Source organism: Methylobacterium sp. 17Sr1-1, from assembly GCF_003173775.1.
Classification (GTDB): Bacteria; Pseudomonadota; Alphaproteobacteria; order Rhizobiales; family Beijerinckiaceae; genus Methylobacterium.
In genome coordinates this window covers 1,832,606-1,848,831 of the sequence record NZ_CP029552.1, presented here as the reverse complement: position 1 = coordinate 1,848,831, position 16,226 = coordinate 1,832,606, and the positions used below count along the sequence as shown (strand labels likewise).

Annotated in this window: 14 protein-coding genes; 11 read left to right on the top strand and 3 right to left on the bottom strand. The window is 71.9% G+C overall.

Annotated elements, in window-relative coordinates; genetic code table 11:
• Positions 1 to 139 precede the first annotated feature (139 nt).
• Entirely contained in the window at positions 140 to 1,123 is a 984-nt protein-coding gene (cobS, locus tag DK412_RS08305) for a cobaltochelatase subunit CobS (RefSeq protein WP_109971568.1), read from the top strand.
• Positions 1,124 to 1,245: 122 nt separating this feature from the next.
• A complete protein-coding gene (gene cobT, locus DK412_RS08300) occupies positions 1,246 to 3,147 on the top strand; it encodes a cobaltochelatase subunit CobT (protein WP_109971567.1) in 1,902 nt (633 codons plus the stop codon).
• 208 nt (positions 3,148 to 3,355) lie between these two features.
• Here cobT and rpmB read toward each other — a convergent pair whose 3' ends face one another.
• Entirely contained in the window at positions 3,356 to 3,646 is a 291-nt protein-coding gene (gene rpmB / locus DK412_RS08295; RefSeq protein WP_093567567.1) for a 50S ribosomal protein L28, read from the bottom strand.
• Between the two features lie 289 nt (positions 3,647 to 3,935).
• Between rpmB and DK412_RS08290 the strand changes: the two genes are divergently transcribed.
• The 7 genes from DK412_RS08290 (at position 3,936) to DK412_RS08260 (ending at position 12,075) form a co-directional block, all read left to right on the top strand.
• Positions 3,936 to 4,865 (top strand): DUF3108 domain-containing protein, encoded by a 930-nt coding sequence (locus DK412_RS08290; RefSeq protein WP_109971566.1) that lies wholly within the window; start codon positions 3,936 to 3,938, stop codon positions 4,863 to 4,865.
• Positions 4,866 to 4,870: 5 nt separating this feature from the next.
• Positions 4,871 to 5,197 (top strand): hypothetical protein, encoded by a 327-nt coding sequence (locus DK412_RS08285; protein ID WP_109971565.1) that lies wholly within the window; start codon positions 4,871 to 4,873, stop codon positions 5,195 to 5,197.
• 87 nt (positions 5,198 to 5,284) lie between these two features.
• A complete protein-coding gene (locus DK412_RS08280) occupies positions 5,285 to 8,875 on the top strand; it encodes a helicase-related protein (RefSeq protein WP_109971564.1) in 3,591 nt (1,196 codons plus the stop codon).
• Between the two features lie 9 nt (positions 8,876 to 8,884).
• On the top strand, positions 8,885 to 9,187 hold the full coding sequence (locus tag DK412_RS08275) for an RNA-binding S4 domain-containing protein (RefSeq protein ID WP_109971563.1): 303 nt from the start codon (positions 8,885 to 8,887) through the stop codon (positions 9,185 to 9,187).
• A 290-nt stretch (positions 9,188 to 9,477) separates the two neighbouring features.
• Positions 9,478 to 9,816 (top strand): ferredoxin FdxA, encoded by a 339-nt coding sequence (gene fdxA, locus DK412_RS08270; RefSeq protein ID WP_048445664.1) that lies wholly within the window; start codon positions 9,478 to 9,480, stop codon positions 9,814 to 9,816.
• 453 nt (positions 9,817 to 10,269) lie between these two features.
• On the top strand, positions 10,270 to 10,857 hold the full coding sequence (locus DK412_RS08265) for a CarD family transcriptional regulator (protein WP_109971562.1): 588 nt from the start codon (positions 10,270 to 10,272) through the stop codon (positions 10,855 to 10,857).
• Between the two features lie 339 nt (positions 10,858 to 11,196).
• A complete protein-coding gene (locus DK412_RS08260; protein ID WP_093567573.1) occupies positions 11,197 to 12,075 on the top strand; it encodes an RNA polymerase factor sigma-32 in 879 nt (292 codons plus the stop codon).
• A gap of 117 nt (positions 12,076 to 12,192) precedes the next feature.
• Here the strand turns inward: DK412_RS08260 and DK412_RS08255 are convergent, their stop codons facing one another.
• Entirely contained in the window at positions 12,193 to 12,900 is a 708-nt protein-coding gene (locus DK412_RS08255) for a 4'-phosphopantetheinyl transferase superfamily protein (RefSeq protein WP_109971561.1), read from the bottom strand.
• Between the two features lie 47 nt (positions 12,901 to 12,947).
• Entirely contained in the window at positions 12,948 to 13,940 is a 993-nt protein-coding gene (locus tag DK412_RS08250; protein ID WP_109971560.1) for a LysR family transcriptional regulator, read from the bottom strand.
• 324 nt (positions 13,941 to 14,264) lie between these two features.
• Between DK412_RS08250 and argJ the strand changes: the two genes are divergently transcribed.
• Positions 14,265 to 15,506, top strand: coding sequence for a bifunctional glutamate N-acetyltransferase/amino-acid acetyltransferase ArgJ (gene argJ / locus DK412_RS08245; RefSeq protein WP_109971559.1), 1,242 nt, complete (start codon positions 14,265 to 14,267; stop codon positions 15,504 to 15,506).
• Positions 15,503 to 16,207 carry an SIMPL domain-containing protein gene (locus DK412_RS08240; protein WP_109971558.1) on the top strand — a complete coding sequence of 235 codons (705 nt, stop codon included), beginning with the start codon at positions 15,503 to 15,505 and terminating at the stop codon, positions 16,205 to 16,207. Before argJ ends, DK412_RS08240 begins: the two co-directional genes overlap by 4 nt.
• Positions 16,208 to 16,226 lie beyond the last annotated feature (19 nt).

Here is a 16,226-nt window from a genome sequence, read left to right as displayed (position 1 = left end):
CCCATATATCCGGGTCAGGCACGTTTGCGCCGGCACTCCCCGCAGATTAATGACATGCGGCGCCCGCCGGTCACCCCGCGCCGTCGCGACATCCGCAGGACGCCCATGGAGGGCCAGGCCTGCCCCGACGAGGCTCCGTATGCTTGCTGAGAATACGCCACCCGCACTCCCGGACACGACCGTCTCGGTGCGCAAGGTGTTCGGGATCGATTCGAACCTCGAGGTGCCGGCCTTCTCGGCCACCGACGAGCACGTGCCGGATCTCGACCCCGACTACCTGTTCGACCGCGAGACTACCCTGGCGATCCTGGCGGGCTTCGCGCGCAACCGCCGGGTGATGATCACCGGGTATCACGGCACCGGCAAGTCCACCCATGTCGAGCAGGTCGCCGCCCGCCTGAACTGGCCCTGCGTGCGCATCAACCTCGACAGCCACGTCTCGCGCATCGATCTCGTCGGCAAGGACGCGATCGTGCTCAAGGAGGGCAAGCAGGTCACCGCCTTCCAGGACGGCATCCTGCCCTGGGCGCTGCAGAACAACGTCGCGCTCGTCTTCGACGAGTACGATGCCGGCCGCCCCGACGTGATGTTCGTGATCCAGCGCGTGCTGGAGGTGTCGGGCCGCCTGACGCTCCTCGACCAGAAGCGGGTGATCCGCCCCCATCCCGGCTTCCGGCTGTTCGCCACCGCCAACACGGTCGGCCTCGGCGACACCTCGGGCCTGTATCACGGCACCCAGCAGATCAACCAGGGCCAGATGGACCGCTGGTCGATCGTCACCACGCTCAACTACCTGCCGCACGACCGCGAGGTCGACATCGTGCTCTCCAAGGCGCCGCATTACCGCGGCGAGGGCGGGCGCGACATCGTCAACAAGATGGTGCGCGTGGCCGACCTCACCCGCAACGCCTTCATCAACGGCGACCTGTCGACCGTGATGAGCCCGCGCACGGTGATCACCTGGGCCGAGAACGCCGACATCTTCAACGATATCGGCTTCGCCTTCCGGGTCACGTTCCTCAACAAGTGCGACGAGCTGGAGCGCGCGCTGGTGGCCGAGTTCTACCAGCGCTCCTTCGGCAAGGAGTTGCCCGAGAGCGCGGTCAACGTCGCGCTGAGCTGACGGCATCGAGAGGGGTCGTCCGGCGGCAGGCCCGACGGACGACCGACCTTCCCGGGCGCTCGCGCAGCAGACCATGATGCTGCGCCCTTTCGACCTCGACTCGCTGAAGAAGTAGCCTCGCCATGTCCATCTCCAACCGCAAGCCCGGCGAGAAGCGCGAGTCCGTCGCCGAGCCGCTGAAGCGCTCGGTGGCCGGGACGCTGCGGGCCATCGCCCGCAAGGCCGAGATCGAGGTCACCTTCGCGACCGACCGGCCGGCGCTCACCGGCGACAAGGCCCGCCTGCCCGAGCCGCCGCGCAAGCTCTCCCCCGGCGACGTCGCGATCCTGCGCGGCCACGCCGATTCGATGGCGCTCCGCCTCGCCTGCCACGACAACGCCGTCCACCGGCGCCTCGCCCCCGAGAACGCCGCCGCCCGCGCGGTCTTCGACGCCGTCGAGCAGGCCCGGGTCGAGGCGATCGGCTCGCGCCGGATGGCGGGCGTGGCCGGCAATCTCACGGCGATGCTGGAGGACCGCTACCACCGCGGCGGCAAGTACGAGGAGATCACCGACCGGGCCGACGCACCGATGGAGGACGCCATCGCCCTCATGGTGCGCGAGCGCCTGACCGGCCAGGCCCCGCCGCCCGCGGCGCAGCGCATCGTGGGCCTGTGGCGCGAGTTCATCGAGGACCGGGCCGGGCGCAACCTCGACGGGCTGCTCGGCACCCTGGAAGACCAGCGCGCCTTCGCCCGCTCGGTGCGCGACCTCCTCTCCTCCCTCGACATGGCGGACGAGGCCCCCCTCGACCCCGACGACGAGGAGAACGACGACGAGAACGAGGCCGAGTCCGACGAGCAGCAGGCCGGCGAGGGCGAGGCCGAGCAGCAGAGCCAGGGCGACCGGGCCGAGATGGAGGTCTCGGACGAGGCCTCCGACGAGATCGAGGAAGGCGCCACCGAGGCCGCCGACGCGCCCTCCGGCGAGCTGCCGGAGGATGCCGAGGACGCCGATTCGGAGGAGGCCTCCGAGTCCTGGCGCCCGCCGGGCCCGCGCGCGAACGAGCCCCGCGGCCCGGACTACAAGGTGTTCTCCCAGAAATACGACGAGGTCGTCCACGCCGAGGACCTCTGCGACGCCGACGAGCTGGCGCGCCTGCGCTCCTATCTCGACAAGCAGCTCGCCCACCTCCAGGGCGTCGTCGGGCGGCTCGCCAACCGGCTGCAGCGGCGTCTCCTGGCGCAGCAGAACCGCGCCTGGGAGTTCGACCTGGAGGAGGGTCAGCTCGACCCGGCGCGCCTCGTGCGCGTGGTGATCGATCCGTTCCAGCCGCTCTCGTTCAAGCACGAGAAGGACACGAACTTCCGCGATACGGTCGTCACCCTGCTCCTCGACAATTCGGGCTCGATGCGCGGCCGGCCGATCACCGTGGCGGCGACCTGCGCCGACATCCTGGCGCGCACGCTGGAGCGCTGCGGCGTCAAGGTCGAGATCCTGGGGTTCACCACCCGAGCCTGGAAGGGCGGGCAGTCGCGGGAATCCTGGCTGCAATCGGGCAAGCCGCCGACCCCGGGCCGGCTCAACGACCTGCGCCACATCGTCTACAAGTCGGCGGACGCGCCGTGGCGCCGGGCGCGCAAGAATCTCGGGCTCATGATGCGCGAGGGCCTGCTCAAGGAGAACATCGACGGCGAGGCCCTGGACTGGGCCCACAAGCGCCTGCTCGGCCGGCCCGAGCAGCGCCGGATCCTGATGGTGATCTCCGACGGCGCGCCGGTCGACGATTCGACCCTCTCGGTCAATCCGGGCAACTACCTGGAGCGCCACCTGCGCTACGTGATCGACGAGATCGAGACCCGCTCGCCGGTGGAACTGCTCGCCATCGGCATCGGCCACGACGTGACCCGCTACTACCGCCGGGCCGTCACGATCATCGACGCCGAAGAGCTCGGCGGGGTGATGACCGAGAAGCTGGCCGAATTGTTCGACGAGGATGCCGGCACGATGCCCGTGCGCCGGATGGCGGCGGGCGGGCGGCGCTGACGCGCAACTTCCCCCGCGACCTTGTCCAAACCCTCTCCGTCGTCCCGGGGCCGCGAAAGCGGAACCCGGGATGACGCCGTGAGAAATGGTCCCATGGCCCGAACACGAAAAACCCCCGGGCGCCATGGCGCATCCGGGGGTTTTTCACGGTCATCGCTGACCGATGGAGGCGCGGGAAGTCGTCCCTTGGCGCCTCCGCCTGAAAAAGTCAGGCCGCCTCGGCGAGCTTCTTCTCGATCTCGCGCTTCAGCAGGCGGGCGTTCTGCGACAGGTCGGTCTCGCCGGCCTTGATCAGGAACGCGTCGAGGCCGCCGCGGTGCTCGACCGAGCGCAGGGCGTTGGCCGAGATGCGCAGGCGCACCGAGCGGCCGAGCGTGTCGGAGAGCAGGGTGACGTTGCACAGGTTCGGGAGGAACCGGCGCTTGGTCTTGTGGTTCGAGTGGCTCACGAGGTGGCCGGTGAGCACCCCCTTACCGGTGAGCTCGCAGCGACGCGACATGGTCTTCAATCCTCAACTGGTCTTGGTGCGGAGAGGGACCACGCAACGCGAGAGCCGGGCGTGCTGCGCACCCCGGCCTGAACCGGACCCCGCGAAGTCCCTGGAAAGCACGCGCCTATAGAGGGAGAGTGCGGGTCTCGTCAAGGTACAGGCGCCGAGGCCGGCCCGCGCCGCCGGGAGCGGGCGCAACGGACCCGAGACGGTCCGTTAACCCTAATCGCGTCACGATAGGGCCAGATTCTCCCCGCTTCATCGGGGCTGGGCGACGGTGATCGAGATCGGTTCCCTCATGCGTTCCAAGGCCTTCCTCTCGCTCGCCCTCGCGGCGGGGCTCGCCCTTCCGGCCGGCGAGGCGACGCCGGCCCAGGCCGCGCGGGGCCGCGCACCGAAGGCCGGCGAGACCGCCGTCACGGTCGATTACGGCATCATGCTCGCCGGGATGCCGATCGGCACCGCGCAGGTCAGCGGCTCGGTGCAGGGCCAGCGCTACACGATGGATGTCAGCGCCCGCCTCACCGGCCTCGTCGGGGCGATCACCGGCGGCTACGGCTCGGGCCGGGCGAGCGGCGCGGTGGCGGCCCGGCCGGTGCCGGCCGCCTTCGCCCTGTCCTCGCATAGCGCCTCCGCGTCGATCACCGTGCGCATGGCGCTCGCCCGCGGCAACGTGGTCGCCTCCGATATCGCGCCGCCGCTGGTGCCCGATCCCGAGCGCGTCACCGTCAGCGAGGTGCACAAGCGCGGCGTCATCGATCCGGTGAGCGCCCTGATGATGCCGGCGCAGGGCCGCGGCGACCTCACCGACCCGCAGAACTGCAACCGCACCATCCCGGTCTTCGACGGCGCGAGCCGGTTCAACGTGGTGCTGAGCTACGCCGAGACCCGCAGCGTGCAGAAGCCCGGCTATGCCGGCCCGGTTCTCGTCTGCAACGCCCGCTACCAGCCGATCGCCGGCCACCGGGCCGACAGGCCGGGGGTGAAGTTCATGGAGGAGAACACCGAGATGTCGGTGTGGCTCGCCCCCGTCGAGGGCGCGCGGGTGCTCCTCCCGCTGCGCATCGCCGTGCGCACCCAGCTCGGCCTCAACATCATCGAGGCGACGCGCTGGGCGCAGACCGGCCAGGGCGCCCCGGAGACGACGGTGCAGGCGGCCGCGGCGCAATCCCCCGGGTTGCCCGCCCCCGGAATGCCTGCCCCCGAGATGCCGGCGGGCGGGCGCTAGAGCCCGTGCGGCGCGCCCTCTCCCTCCTCCTCCTGCTGCTCGCCCCGCTCCCGGCGCTGGCGAACGGGCATGATTGCGGCGGCGACGCCTATTCGTCGGCGACGATCGGCGCGAACCCGCCGGGCCCGCTCACCGCCGTGCCGGACACCCTCTGCGCCGACCTCGACCAGGGCCGGGCACCCGGGACCCGCATCGAGGTCTACGCCCCCGGCGTGGCGCCCTCGCCCTACGGCGATCGGTCCCCGTATGGCGATCGGACCGCTCCCGCCCCATATGACGGGAGGCCGCTGCCCGGGCCACGGCTGCGGGGCGGCCGCGATCCGGAGCGCTAGACGGGGTCGCGCGACGGTCCCGGCGCCGAGTTCGGGACGGCGCGGCGGCCGCGGCCGCTTTCCGCCCCGAGGATGCTATCCAGCCCGATGACGCGCCGCTCCCTCTCACCGCAGGCCCGCTTGCGCGGCGCCACGGCGGTGCTCGGTCCCACCAATACCGGCAAGACCCACCTCGCCATCGAGCGGATGCTCGGTCACCCGACCGGCATGATCGGCCTGCCGCTGCGGCTTCTCGCCCGCGAGGTCTATCACCGCGTCGTCGAGCGGGTCGGCCCCGAGCGGGTCGCCCTGATCACCGGCGAAGAGAAGATCAAGCCGAACCGGCCGAGCTACTGGATCTGCACCGCCGAGGCGATGCCGCGGGACAATACCGTGGACTTCGTCGGCATCGACGAGATCCAGCTCGGTGCCGACCGCGACCGCGGCCACACCTTCACCGATCGCCTCTTGCACCAGCGCGGCCGCGAGGAGACGCTGCTGATCGGCTCGGCCACGATGGAGCCGCTGGTCAAGGCGCTGATCCCGGGCATCCACGTCACGACGCGCCCGCGCCTGTCGCAGCTGAGCTTCGCCGGCAGCCGCAAGCTCTCGCGCCTGCCCCAGCGCAGCGCCATCGTGGCGTTCTCGGCCGAGGAGGTCTACGCCATCGCCGAGTTGCTGCGGCGCCAGCGCGGCGGCGCCGCGGTGGTGCTGGGCGCCCTCTCGCCGCGCACCCGCAACGCCCAGGTCGAGCTCTACCAGTCCGGCGAGGTCGATTACCTCGTCGCCACCGACGCGGTCGGGATGGGTCTCAATCTCGACGTCGACCACGTCGCCTTCGCGTCGAACCGCAAGTACGACGGCACGCGCTTTCGCGACCTCTCCCCCTCCGAGATGGCGCAGATTGCCGGACGCGCCGGGCGCCACCTGCGCGACGGCACCTTCGGCACCACCGGGCGCTGCCCGCCGCTCGAGGCCGAGATGGTCGAGGCTCTGGAGAGCCACACCTTCGACCCGCTGCGCGTGCTGCAATGGCGCAACCCGGACCTCGATTTCGGCTCGATCGACGCCCTGCGCCGCAGCCTCGCCGAGCATCCGAGCGAGCGCGGCCTGACCCGGGCGCCGACCGGCGACGACGAGGCCGCCCTCGACCTCCTGGCCAAGGAGGACGACATCCGCGACTACGCGACCTCGAAGAGCGCGGTGGAGCGGCTCTGGATGGTCTGCGGCGTGCCGGATTACCGCAAATCGGCGATCCAGACCCATGCCGACCTGATCGCCCAGCTGTTCCGCTTCCTGATGCGCGGCATGGCGGGGCGCATTCCGGTCGACTGGTTCGCCCAGCACGTGGCGATGGTCGACCGCACCGACGGCGACATCGACGCCCTGTCGCAGCGCATCGCCCACGTGCGCACCTGGACCTTCGTGGCGAACAGACCGGACTGGCTCGCCGACCCGGAGCATTGGCAGGGCGAGACGCGTCGGGTAGAGGACAGGCTGTCCGACGCCCTGCACGAGCGGCTGGCGAGTCGATTCGTCGATCGGCGCACCAGCGTGCTGATGCGGCGCCTGAGAGAGAATACCATGTTGGAAGCTGAGATCACCGCGGGCGGCGACGTGACGGTCGAGGGACAGCACGTCGGCCACCTGCACGGATTCCAGTTCGTGCCGGATCCCGGCGCCGAGGGCCAGGAAGCCAAGACCCTGCGCAGCGCCGCCGAGAAGGCGCTGGCGAGCGAGATCGAGGCGCGGGCCGACCGGTTCGCCGCCGCGGCGGACGCGGCCCTGGTGCTCTCGAACGACGGCACGATCCGCTGGACCGGCAACCCGGTCGCCAAGCTGGTCCCGGGCGAGAAGCTCTATGCCCCCGGCCTGCGCCTGCTCGCCGACGAGCAGCTCAGCGGTCCCGCCCGCGAGAAGGTCGAGGCCCGGCTCGAGGCCTGGCTCAAGGCCCACATCGTGCGCCTGCTCGGGCCCGCCCTCGAACTCGAGACCGCGGCCGACCTGACGGGCCTCGCCCGCGGCATCGGCTTCCAGGTCGCGGAGGCCCTCGGCGTGCTGGAGCGCGCCAAGGTCCTCAACGAGATGCGCAGCCTCGACCAGGAGGGCCGCGCGGCCCTGCGCAAGCACGGCGTGCGCTTCGGCGCCTACCACATCACCATGCCGGCGCTGCTGAAGCCCGCGCCCCGGACGCTCGCGGCGCAGCTCTGGGCGCTCCACAACGGCGGGCTCGACCAGCGCGGCCTCGACGAGATCGCGCATCTCGCCGGCTCCGGCCGCACCTCGATGCCGGTGGACCCGGAGATCGCCAAGGGCCTCTATCGCGCCGCCGGCTTCCGGGTCTGCGGCGGCCGGGCGGTGCGCGTCGACATCCTGGAGCGCCTGGCCGACCTGATCCGCCCGGCGATCGCCTACGTGCCCGGCACCACCCCCGGCGAGCCGCCTCCGGGCACCGCCGACAAGGACGGCTTCGTGCCGACCGTGGGCATGACCTCGCTCGTCGGCTGCTCGGGCGAGGACTTCGCCTCGATCCTGAAATCGCTCGGCTACGTCGTCGATCGCCGGCCCGGCCCGGCGATCACCGTGCCCCTGCGCCCCGCCGCCGCGACCGTGCCGGTGCAGGCAAAGCCCGCGGAGAGCGGCGAGGCGTCCGCCGAGGCGGGCGAGGCTGCCGAGACCCCGTCCGACCCGCAGACCGAGGCCGTGACGGCCGAGGCGACGGGCGACGACGCCCCGGCCGGGGAGACCGCGCCGCACGAGGTCTCCGGCGAGGAGGCCGCCGAGACGGTCGAGGTCGAGGCGGCGGAGCCGGCGCCCGAGGTGGCCGCCCAGGCGACGCACGACCAGGAGACGCACGACCAGGAGGCGCCGGCTCAGGCTGCGGCGGCTCACGACGCTCCGGCCGACAGCGCCACGGTCGAGGACGCGCCCGTCGAGGCGCCCGCATCCGAGGAGCCGGCCCCGGTGGAAGCCGAGGCTGCGCAGGCCGAGGCGGGCGAGCCCGTCATCGAGGCCGCCGCCTCCGGCGAGACTGCGCCGCACGAGGCTGCCGCCGAGGAGACGCCGGCCGCCGAAACTCCTGCCGCCGAAACCCCTGCCGCGGAGACCGCCGAGGCCGCGGGCGAGCCCGCCGCGCCGGCGGAGCCGGTCGTCATCGAGGTGTGGCGGATGCACCGCCACCAGCGCAGCCACGCCCCGCGCCATCAGGGCCGCGGCCGGCCCGAGGGCCAGGGACAACGCGAAGGGCAGCCGCGCGAGGGCCAGCACGGCCGTCCGCGCGGCGGCTTCCCGCGGCCGGAGGGCGGCGAAGGCGCGCCGGCGGAGCAGCGCGCCCATCGCGCGCCCCGCGACGGCCAGCGCTGGGGCGACCGGCGCCCAAGTGAGAACAGAGGTGGCGACAACAGGGGTGGCGAGAACCGTCCCGCCGGTGAGGGCCGGCCGGAGCACCGCTTCGAGGGCCGCGGGCCCGAGAACCGGGGCGAGGGTCGCCGCGACGGTCGTCCGCCGCGCGGGCCGCATCCGGGCGGGCGCGAGGGGGGCCGTCCCCCGCAGGACCGGCGCGACGGCGCCCCCCGCAACGGCGGCATGCACGACGCCCGGCCGCCCCGGCGCGAGCGCGCCCCGGACCCGGATTCCCCCTTCGCCAAGCTTCTCGCCCTCAAGGCGCAGATGGAGGCGAGGGACGGCGACAAGCGCTGACCGGGCGCCATGCGCGCGGATCGGCAGCGCCTGGACAAGTGGCTGTGGTTCGCGCGCTTCGCCAAGACGCGCTCGCTCGCCGCGCGCCTGATCGAGGACGGCTTCGTGCGGGTGAACGGCCAGCGGGCCGACGCCCCCTCGAAGGCCGTGGCGGTGGGCGACGTGGTCACGGTCGCGGCCCAGCACGTCACGGCGGCGGTGCGGGTGCTCGACCTCGGCGAGCGCCGGGGCCCGGCACCGGAGGCCCGGCTCCTCTACGCCGACGTCTCGGCCGTCCCCCCGGCGGGTCCCGCGCCCGGCGGAGCGGGCTGACCGGTCGTACGATGGCCGATCGATCGCTCGGCGATTGCCGCGCAATCGCTTTCGCGATGCGGAAATCGGCTCCGCTCAGGCGCCGCGCGGCCTCGCGAGACGATCTCCGGAGGGAGGCTTCCGGAGATCGTATCACTCCGCGGAAAGCGTGACGCGAAGGCGACGCCTCCCGGCAACCGGGGCCGCCCCCGCAACGGGCGGCTTGCAAGCCCGCCCTGCCGGGTCTAAGGCCGCCCCATACGCCCGGGCGCCAGCCGCGCCCCCAACAGCCTTCGAGGTTTCACCGGCCCATGACCTACGTCGTCACCGACAACTGCATCAAGTGCAAGTACATGGACTGCGTGGAGGTGTGTCCGGTCGACTGCTTCTACGAGGGCGAGAACATGCTCGTCATCCAGCCGGACGAGTGCATCGATTGCGGCGTGTGCGAGCCCGAATGCCCCGCCGAGGCGATCAAGCCCGACACCGAGCCGGGCCTGGAGAGCTGGCTGAAGCTGAACGCCGACATGGCCAAGAGCTGGCCCAACATCACCCAGAAGAAGGCCGCGCCGGCCGACGCCAAGGAGTGGGACGGCAAGCCCGGCAAGTTCGAGGCCCATTTCTCGGCCAATCCGGGCTCGGGCGACTGAGCGGTTCTCCGCGGCGGGTCCTCGCGACCTTGGGGATCGTTGCCGGTTCGTAACGATCCCTGCCGGGGCCGCATGACGGGTCTGCGATCGCTCCGCCAAGCTGGTGAAACATGGTGCAAGGTGCCCGCGCAGCCATGCCGGGCGCCTGAATTTTTTTGATTTTCAGGCCTCTTCGTGCTAGGTTCCTGATCGCCGTCGCTTTTCGTCCGACGTGCAGCCTTCGTCCACCGAGCGGGAATTTTTTCGATGGGACGAGGCTGCATGCGATCAGCCGAGGTGGATCCTATGCGGTCCGCCGCGCGTTCGGACGTCTCTTAGCTATGGTTTGACAGGGACTGACGGGCATCCCTCGGGACGTCCGGCAGGCGCGTATTTTTCGCCGGGCGCCCTGACCCGGATGAACGATCCGGTCGCGGACATTGCCGCGAACGGTGACCTGGAGGCCACCCCCGCATGACGACCGCCAAGAAGACGACAGCCGCCCGGCAGGGCTTCAAGACCGGCGAAGCGATCGTGTATCCGGCTCACGGCGTCGGCCGCATCACGGCCATCGAGGAGCAGGAGATCGCCGGCTACAAGCTCGAGCTGTTCGTGGTGTCGTTCGAGAAGGACAAGATGGTCCTGCGGGTCCCGACCGCCAAGGCGAACTCGGTCGGCATGCGCAAGCTCGCCGAGCCCGAGCTGGTCAAGAAGGCGCTCGACGTGCTCACCGGCCGCGCCCGGGTGAAGCGCACGATGTGGTCGCGCCGGGCCCAGGAATACGAGGCGAAGATCAATTCCGGCGACCTGATCGCCGTCACCGAGGTGGTGCGCGACCTCTTCCGCTCCGACGCCCAGCCCGAGCAGTCCTATTCCGAGCGCCAGCTCTACGAGGCGGCCCTGGACCGGGTGGTGCGCGAGATCGCGGCGGTGAACCGCATCACCGACACCGAGTCCCTCAAGCTCATCGAGCAGAGCCTCGCCAAGTCGCCGCGCCGGGCCAAGGGCGCCGAAGCCGAGGCCGACGGCGAGGACGTGCAGGACGAGGCCGAGGCCGCCTGAGCCTCCGCGCCTCTCCCGGACGCCAGAACCTGAGACGACCGAAAGCCCGGCCATCGCGCCGGGCTTTTTTTTCGTCACATGACGTCTCTTCGCCGAACGCCCTCCCCGCCCCCGCGTTGCTCCTCAGGCCCGACACTCAGCCGGCTGTGAAGTCCCTCAGGTAACTCCGGAGCCGTTGCGCCCACCAAAGAATCGTGCCGCCGACGATTTTTTCGCAATGCGGGAACCGACCGGCTGGTCCCGCCGTTGTCGCAGGCCTTGCGGTGTAACGGGCGCGCTCCATGCGCCGCCCCGGCCTCATCGCGACACACAGCGCTCACCACGATGGCGGAGGCGGGGATGGCGGAAATCGCAGGCATACGTCGGCAGTTCGTTCGCGTCGCGATGGATGCACCCTTCCTCGAGAGGGAGGAGGAGCGCGGCCTCGCGGTGCGCTGGAAGGACGAACGGGACGAGGTGGCCCTGCACCGTCTGATCTCCGCCCATATGCGGCTCGTGATCGCCCTCGCCGGCCGCTTCCGCCATTACGGCCTGCCGATGGCGGACCTGGTCCAGGAAGGCCATGTCGGCCTGATGGAGGCGGCGGCCCGCTTCGAGCCCGAGCGGGACGTGCGCTTCTCGACCTACGCCACGTGGTGGATCCGGGCCTCGATCCAGGATTACATCCTGCGCAACTGGTCGATCGTCCGCGGCGGCACCTCGTCGGCCCAGAAGGCCCTGTTCTTCAATCTCCGGCGCCTGCGTGCCCGACTGATGCAGTCGACCGACGAACGCGTCGGCGACGAGATCCACCGCCGCATCGCCACCGCCATCGGCGTCTCCCGCGAGGACGTCGCCCTGATGGATGCCCGCCTGTCGGGCCCGGACATGTCGCTCAACGCCCCCGTCGGCGACGACGGCGAGGCCTCCGCCGAGCGGGTCGATTTCCTGGTCGACACCTCCCCCCTTCCCGACGAGACCGTCTCCGACGCCGTCGACAGCGAGCGCCGCCTGACCTGGCTGCGTCAGGCGCTCACCGTGCTCTCCGAGCGCGAGCTGCGCATCCTGCACGAGCGGCGCCTCGCCGAGGACCAGGCGACCCTGGAGGCCCTCGGCCACCGCCTCGGCATCTCCAAGGAGCGCGTGCGCCAGATCGAGAACCGCGCCCTCGAGAAGCTGCGCCGCGCCCTCGCCGAGCGCTTCCCGCAATCGAATGCCGGCATGAGCGCTTACGTCTGACGACCGTGGGATCTGCCCAACAGGATCGACACCCTCCATGTCATTCCGGGGCCGCGCAGCGGAACCCGGAATGACATGGAGGGTGTGAAACTCGTAAAGGCGAATCTGGGGTTCGCCTCACACCTCGACTGATCGTCCCGGTCGGCCCGCCACCACGACCTTCACCTCCACCCCCTCCTCCGCCGCCCAGGCGAACCGCGCCCCGTCCGGCAGCACTCGCGACGCCGCCCGCAGGGACAGGCCTGCCCGCGCCAGGCGCCACGCCGCGCCGTCCGGCGTCAGCCGGACCGAGCGGGGCTCGGCGACCAGGCCCTCGCCGGTCGCCTTCAGGCAGGCCTCCTTGACCGACCAGTATTCCAGCGCCTGACGCGGCCGCGCGCCGGCCGGCAGGCCGCGATAGGCGGCGAGCTCGGCCGGGTGCAGGAAGACCGGCGCCACGCCGTCCCAGTCGACCGGCCGGGCGGCCCCCTCGACATCGACGCCGATCCGGCCGGCGGTCGACAGCCCGACCGCGACCCAGCCGGCGCCGTGGCTGAGATTCAGGTCGAAACTCGGGACCCCGGGCAGGAACGGTCGGTCGCCGGCCTCCCGCGCCAGGACGATCCCGGAGGGCTCGCGGCCGAGCCAGGACCCGAGCAGGTGGCGCAGCAGCCCGTGGGCCGCCGCGCGCTCGTGGCGGTCCTGCGCCTGACGGAAGCGGGCGATGCGTGCGGCCTCGTCGGGGGGAAGCTCCAGGCGCTCCGCCGGCAGGGCCGCCGCCACGTCGGCCGGGGCCGCCACCGCCAGCGTCCCGCCTGTGAACATCAGATCCGAGAGTGTCGCCATGCCGCCGCTCCGCCCGCCCGAGCTAAAGCACGGTCGAGCCGGTCGCGTCACGCCTCCTGCAGGTCGTAGAGGGCGGTGAGTTCGGCCTCGTCGAGGGTGACGCCGCGGGGCGCCAGTTGCTCCGCGAGCCGGCGCGACGCGAAGGCGATGAAGCTGCGGGTCTTGGCCGGCAGCAGCCGCGAGGTCGTGACGAGGTAGATCGGGCTCGGCGGGCCGTGCCACTCGGCCAGCACCCGCTCCAGGCGGCCGGCCTCCACGTCCTGCTCGACGTCGATCACCTGGAGGAGGCCGATACCGTGCTCCGCGAGGGCCAGGCGCCGGGCCATGGCCTGGCTGTTGCTGGAGACCGCGCGGCCCACCGATGCCGACACGGTCTCCCCCTCCCGTTCGAGCGGCCAGATACCCGACGCAGACGCGCCCGACCCCGAGGCGCTCGACGCGGAGGGCGGGCCGACCATGACCGCCTGATGCCGTGCGAGATCGGCCGGATTCCCGGGTCGCCCGGCCCGGTCGAGGTAGCCGGGCGCGGCGAACAGGCCGTTCTCGAGCTGCGCCACCTTGCGGGTGATCATCGAGGTCTCCCGCGGCGCCCCGACGGCGAGGGCGAGGTCGTAGCCGTCCTGGGCGAGGTCGACGAGATGGGGCCAGAGATCGAGATGCACCCGCACCTGGGCGTAGCGCAGGGCATATTCCCGCGCGACGACCGAGAGGTGGTGCAGCACCCACGGGTCGGGCGGCGCCGCGATCTTGAGGAGGCCGCTCGGCCCCTTCGCCTGGGCGATCAGCTCGTCGAAGGTGCGCTGCGCCTCCTCCACCAGGCGCGTCGCCTGCTCGTAATAGGCCTCGCCATGCGGCGTCAGCACCAGCTTGCGGGTGGTGCGATCGAGCAGGCGCAGGCCGATCGAGGTCTCGAACTGGGTGATGCGCCGGGAGAGGGAGGAGATCGGCACGTCGAGCGCGACAGCCGCCTGGCTGAAGCTCTTCCGTTTCGCAACCTCGACGAAGAGCGCCATGTCGCGAAGGACTTGCGGGTGGGCCAAACGGGAACCTCCGGGCGGCGGACGGGGACGGGCGAGCGCGCGTTCCGTGCCTGACCCTCTAGATATTAATCTGCAACTCTAGATAAGGAAGCTCCGTCCCCGCCCCTGCGTCAACTCCCTGGCGAAAACATTTTTCCAAGCGCCCATCGCCTCTGTGCGGTCGACGCACCGTCCCTGGAGCCGACTTCTCAACCCGAACATGCACAACCGGAAACACAACCGATGCCGTGAACCGGCTCGGGCCCGGTTGACGCAGGGCGCCCCGGCGGGGCAACACCGCCGCGCCGACGCGGACGACGAGGCGTCGGCGGACCGGAGTCTCGCATGTCTCACCCCGTCTCGCCGCTCGCGCCCAAGCACCAGCCCGCCCTGCCGCCGATCGCGGGCGTGCGCCTCGCCACCGCGCAGGCCGGGATCCGCTACCGCGGCCGCACCGACGTGCTGCTGGTCCTGCTCGATCCCGGCACCCGGGCTGCGGGCGTGTTCACCCGCTCGAAATGCCCGTCGGCGGCCGTCGACTGGTGCCGCGAGACCCTGCGCGGCGAAAAGTCCGCCCGGGCGCTGGTGGTCAATTCCGGCAACGCCAACGCCTTCACGGGCCTCAAGGGCCGCGAATCGGTGCGCCTCACCGCCGAGATCGCCGGCAAGGCGGCGGGCTGCGCGCCGTCCGAGGTCTTCATCGCTTCGACCGGCGTGATCGGCGAGCCCCTCGACGCCACCAAGTTCGACGGCGTGCTGGCCGATTGCGCCGGCCGCACCGGCCCCGGCGCCGAGCGCTGGACCGAAGCCGCCAGCGCGATCATGACCACCGACACCTTCCCGAAGCTCGCCACCCGCCGGGTGCGGCTCGGCGGCACCGAGGTGACGATCAACGGCATCGCCAAGGGCGCCGGCATGATCGCCCCCGACATGGCGACGATGCTGTCCTTCGTGTTCACCGATGCCGACCTGCCGGCGGAGGTGCTGCAGGCGCTGCTCACCCGCGGCGTGGCGAAGAGCTTCAATTGCTGCACGGTCGACGGCGACACCTCGACCTCCGACACCCTGATGCTGTTCGCCACCGCCAAGGCCGGCAACGCCCCGGTCGCCTCCGCGGAGGATCCGGCGCTCGCCGAGTTCGCGCGAGCTCTCGACGACCTCCTGGTCGAGCTCGCCCAGCTGGTCGCCCGCGACGGCGAGGGCGCGCGCAAGTTCGTCACCGTCGAGGTGGGCGGCGCCACCAGCGACGCCTCCGCCCACCGGATCGCGATGTCGATCGCCAACTCGCCGCTGGTGAAGACCGCGGTAGCGGGCGAGGACGCCAATTGGGGCCGCGTGGTGATGGCGGTCGGCAAGGCCGGCGAGCCGGCCGACCGCGACCGGCTGGCGATCTGGTTCGGCGACGTGCGCGTCGCCGTCGAAGGCGCCCGCGACGCCGGCTACGACGAGGAGGCGGCCTCGGCCGCGATGCGCGGCGACGCGGTGACGATCCGGGTCGATCTCGGCCTCGGCGCCGGCACCGCCAGGGTCTGGACCTGCGACCTCACGAAGGCCTACGTCGAGATCAACGGGGATTACCGCTCGTGAGGGCGGCCGTACTGCTGCTGGCGCTCGGTCTCGCGGGGCCCGCTCTGGCCGAAGACGCGCCCGGCCGGATCAGCGTGATCGGCCGGGCGAGCCGGGAGGTGGCGCCGGACTTCGCCACGGTGGAGATCGCCGTGGAGAGCCGCGGCCAGACCCCGGCTGCGGCTCTCGACCAGACCTCGGCCGCCGCCCGCAAGGTGGCGGAGCTCGCCGGCGAGTTCGGCATCGCGGGCCCCGACCTCGCCACCGCCGCCGTGTCCCTGCGCCCGGCCAGCAAAACGGTGCGCGAGCCCGGCGGACAGATGCGGGACGTGCCCGACGGCTACCAGGCCAGCAACGCCGTCTCGGTGCGGGTGCGCGACCTCAAGCGCCTCGGCGCCCTGATTCGGCGCCTGCTCGACGGCGGGGCCGATCGGATCGGCGGCGTCGCCTTCGGCCTGTCGGATCCCGGCCAGACGGAGAATGCCGTCCGGGCGGAGGCGGTGCGGGATGGCAAGCGCCAGGCCGAGATCCTGGCGGAGGCGGCGGGCACCCGCCTCGGGCGCCTCGAGAGCCTCGTCTCGCCGCCGCGGGAGGGCGCACCGGCGCCGATGCATGCCCGCACCTTCGCGAAGGCCGCGCCCGGCGGCCTCGCCGTCCCGGTCGAGCCCGGCACCCTGACGGTCGAGGCCGCCGTCGAGGTCACCTATCAGGTCGCGCCCTGACGGGCGCCGCCTCCCCCCT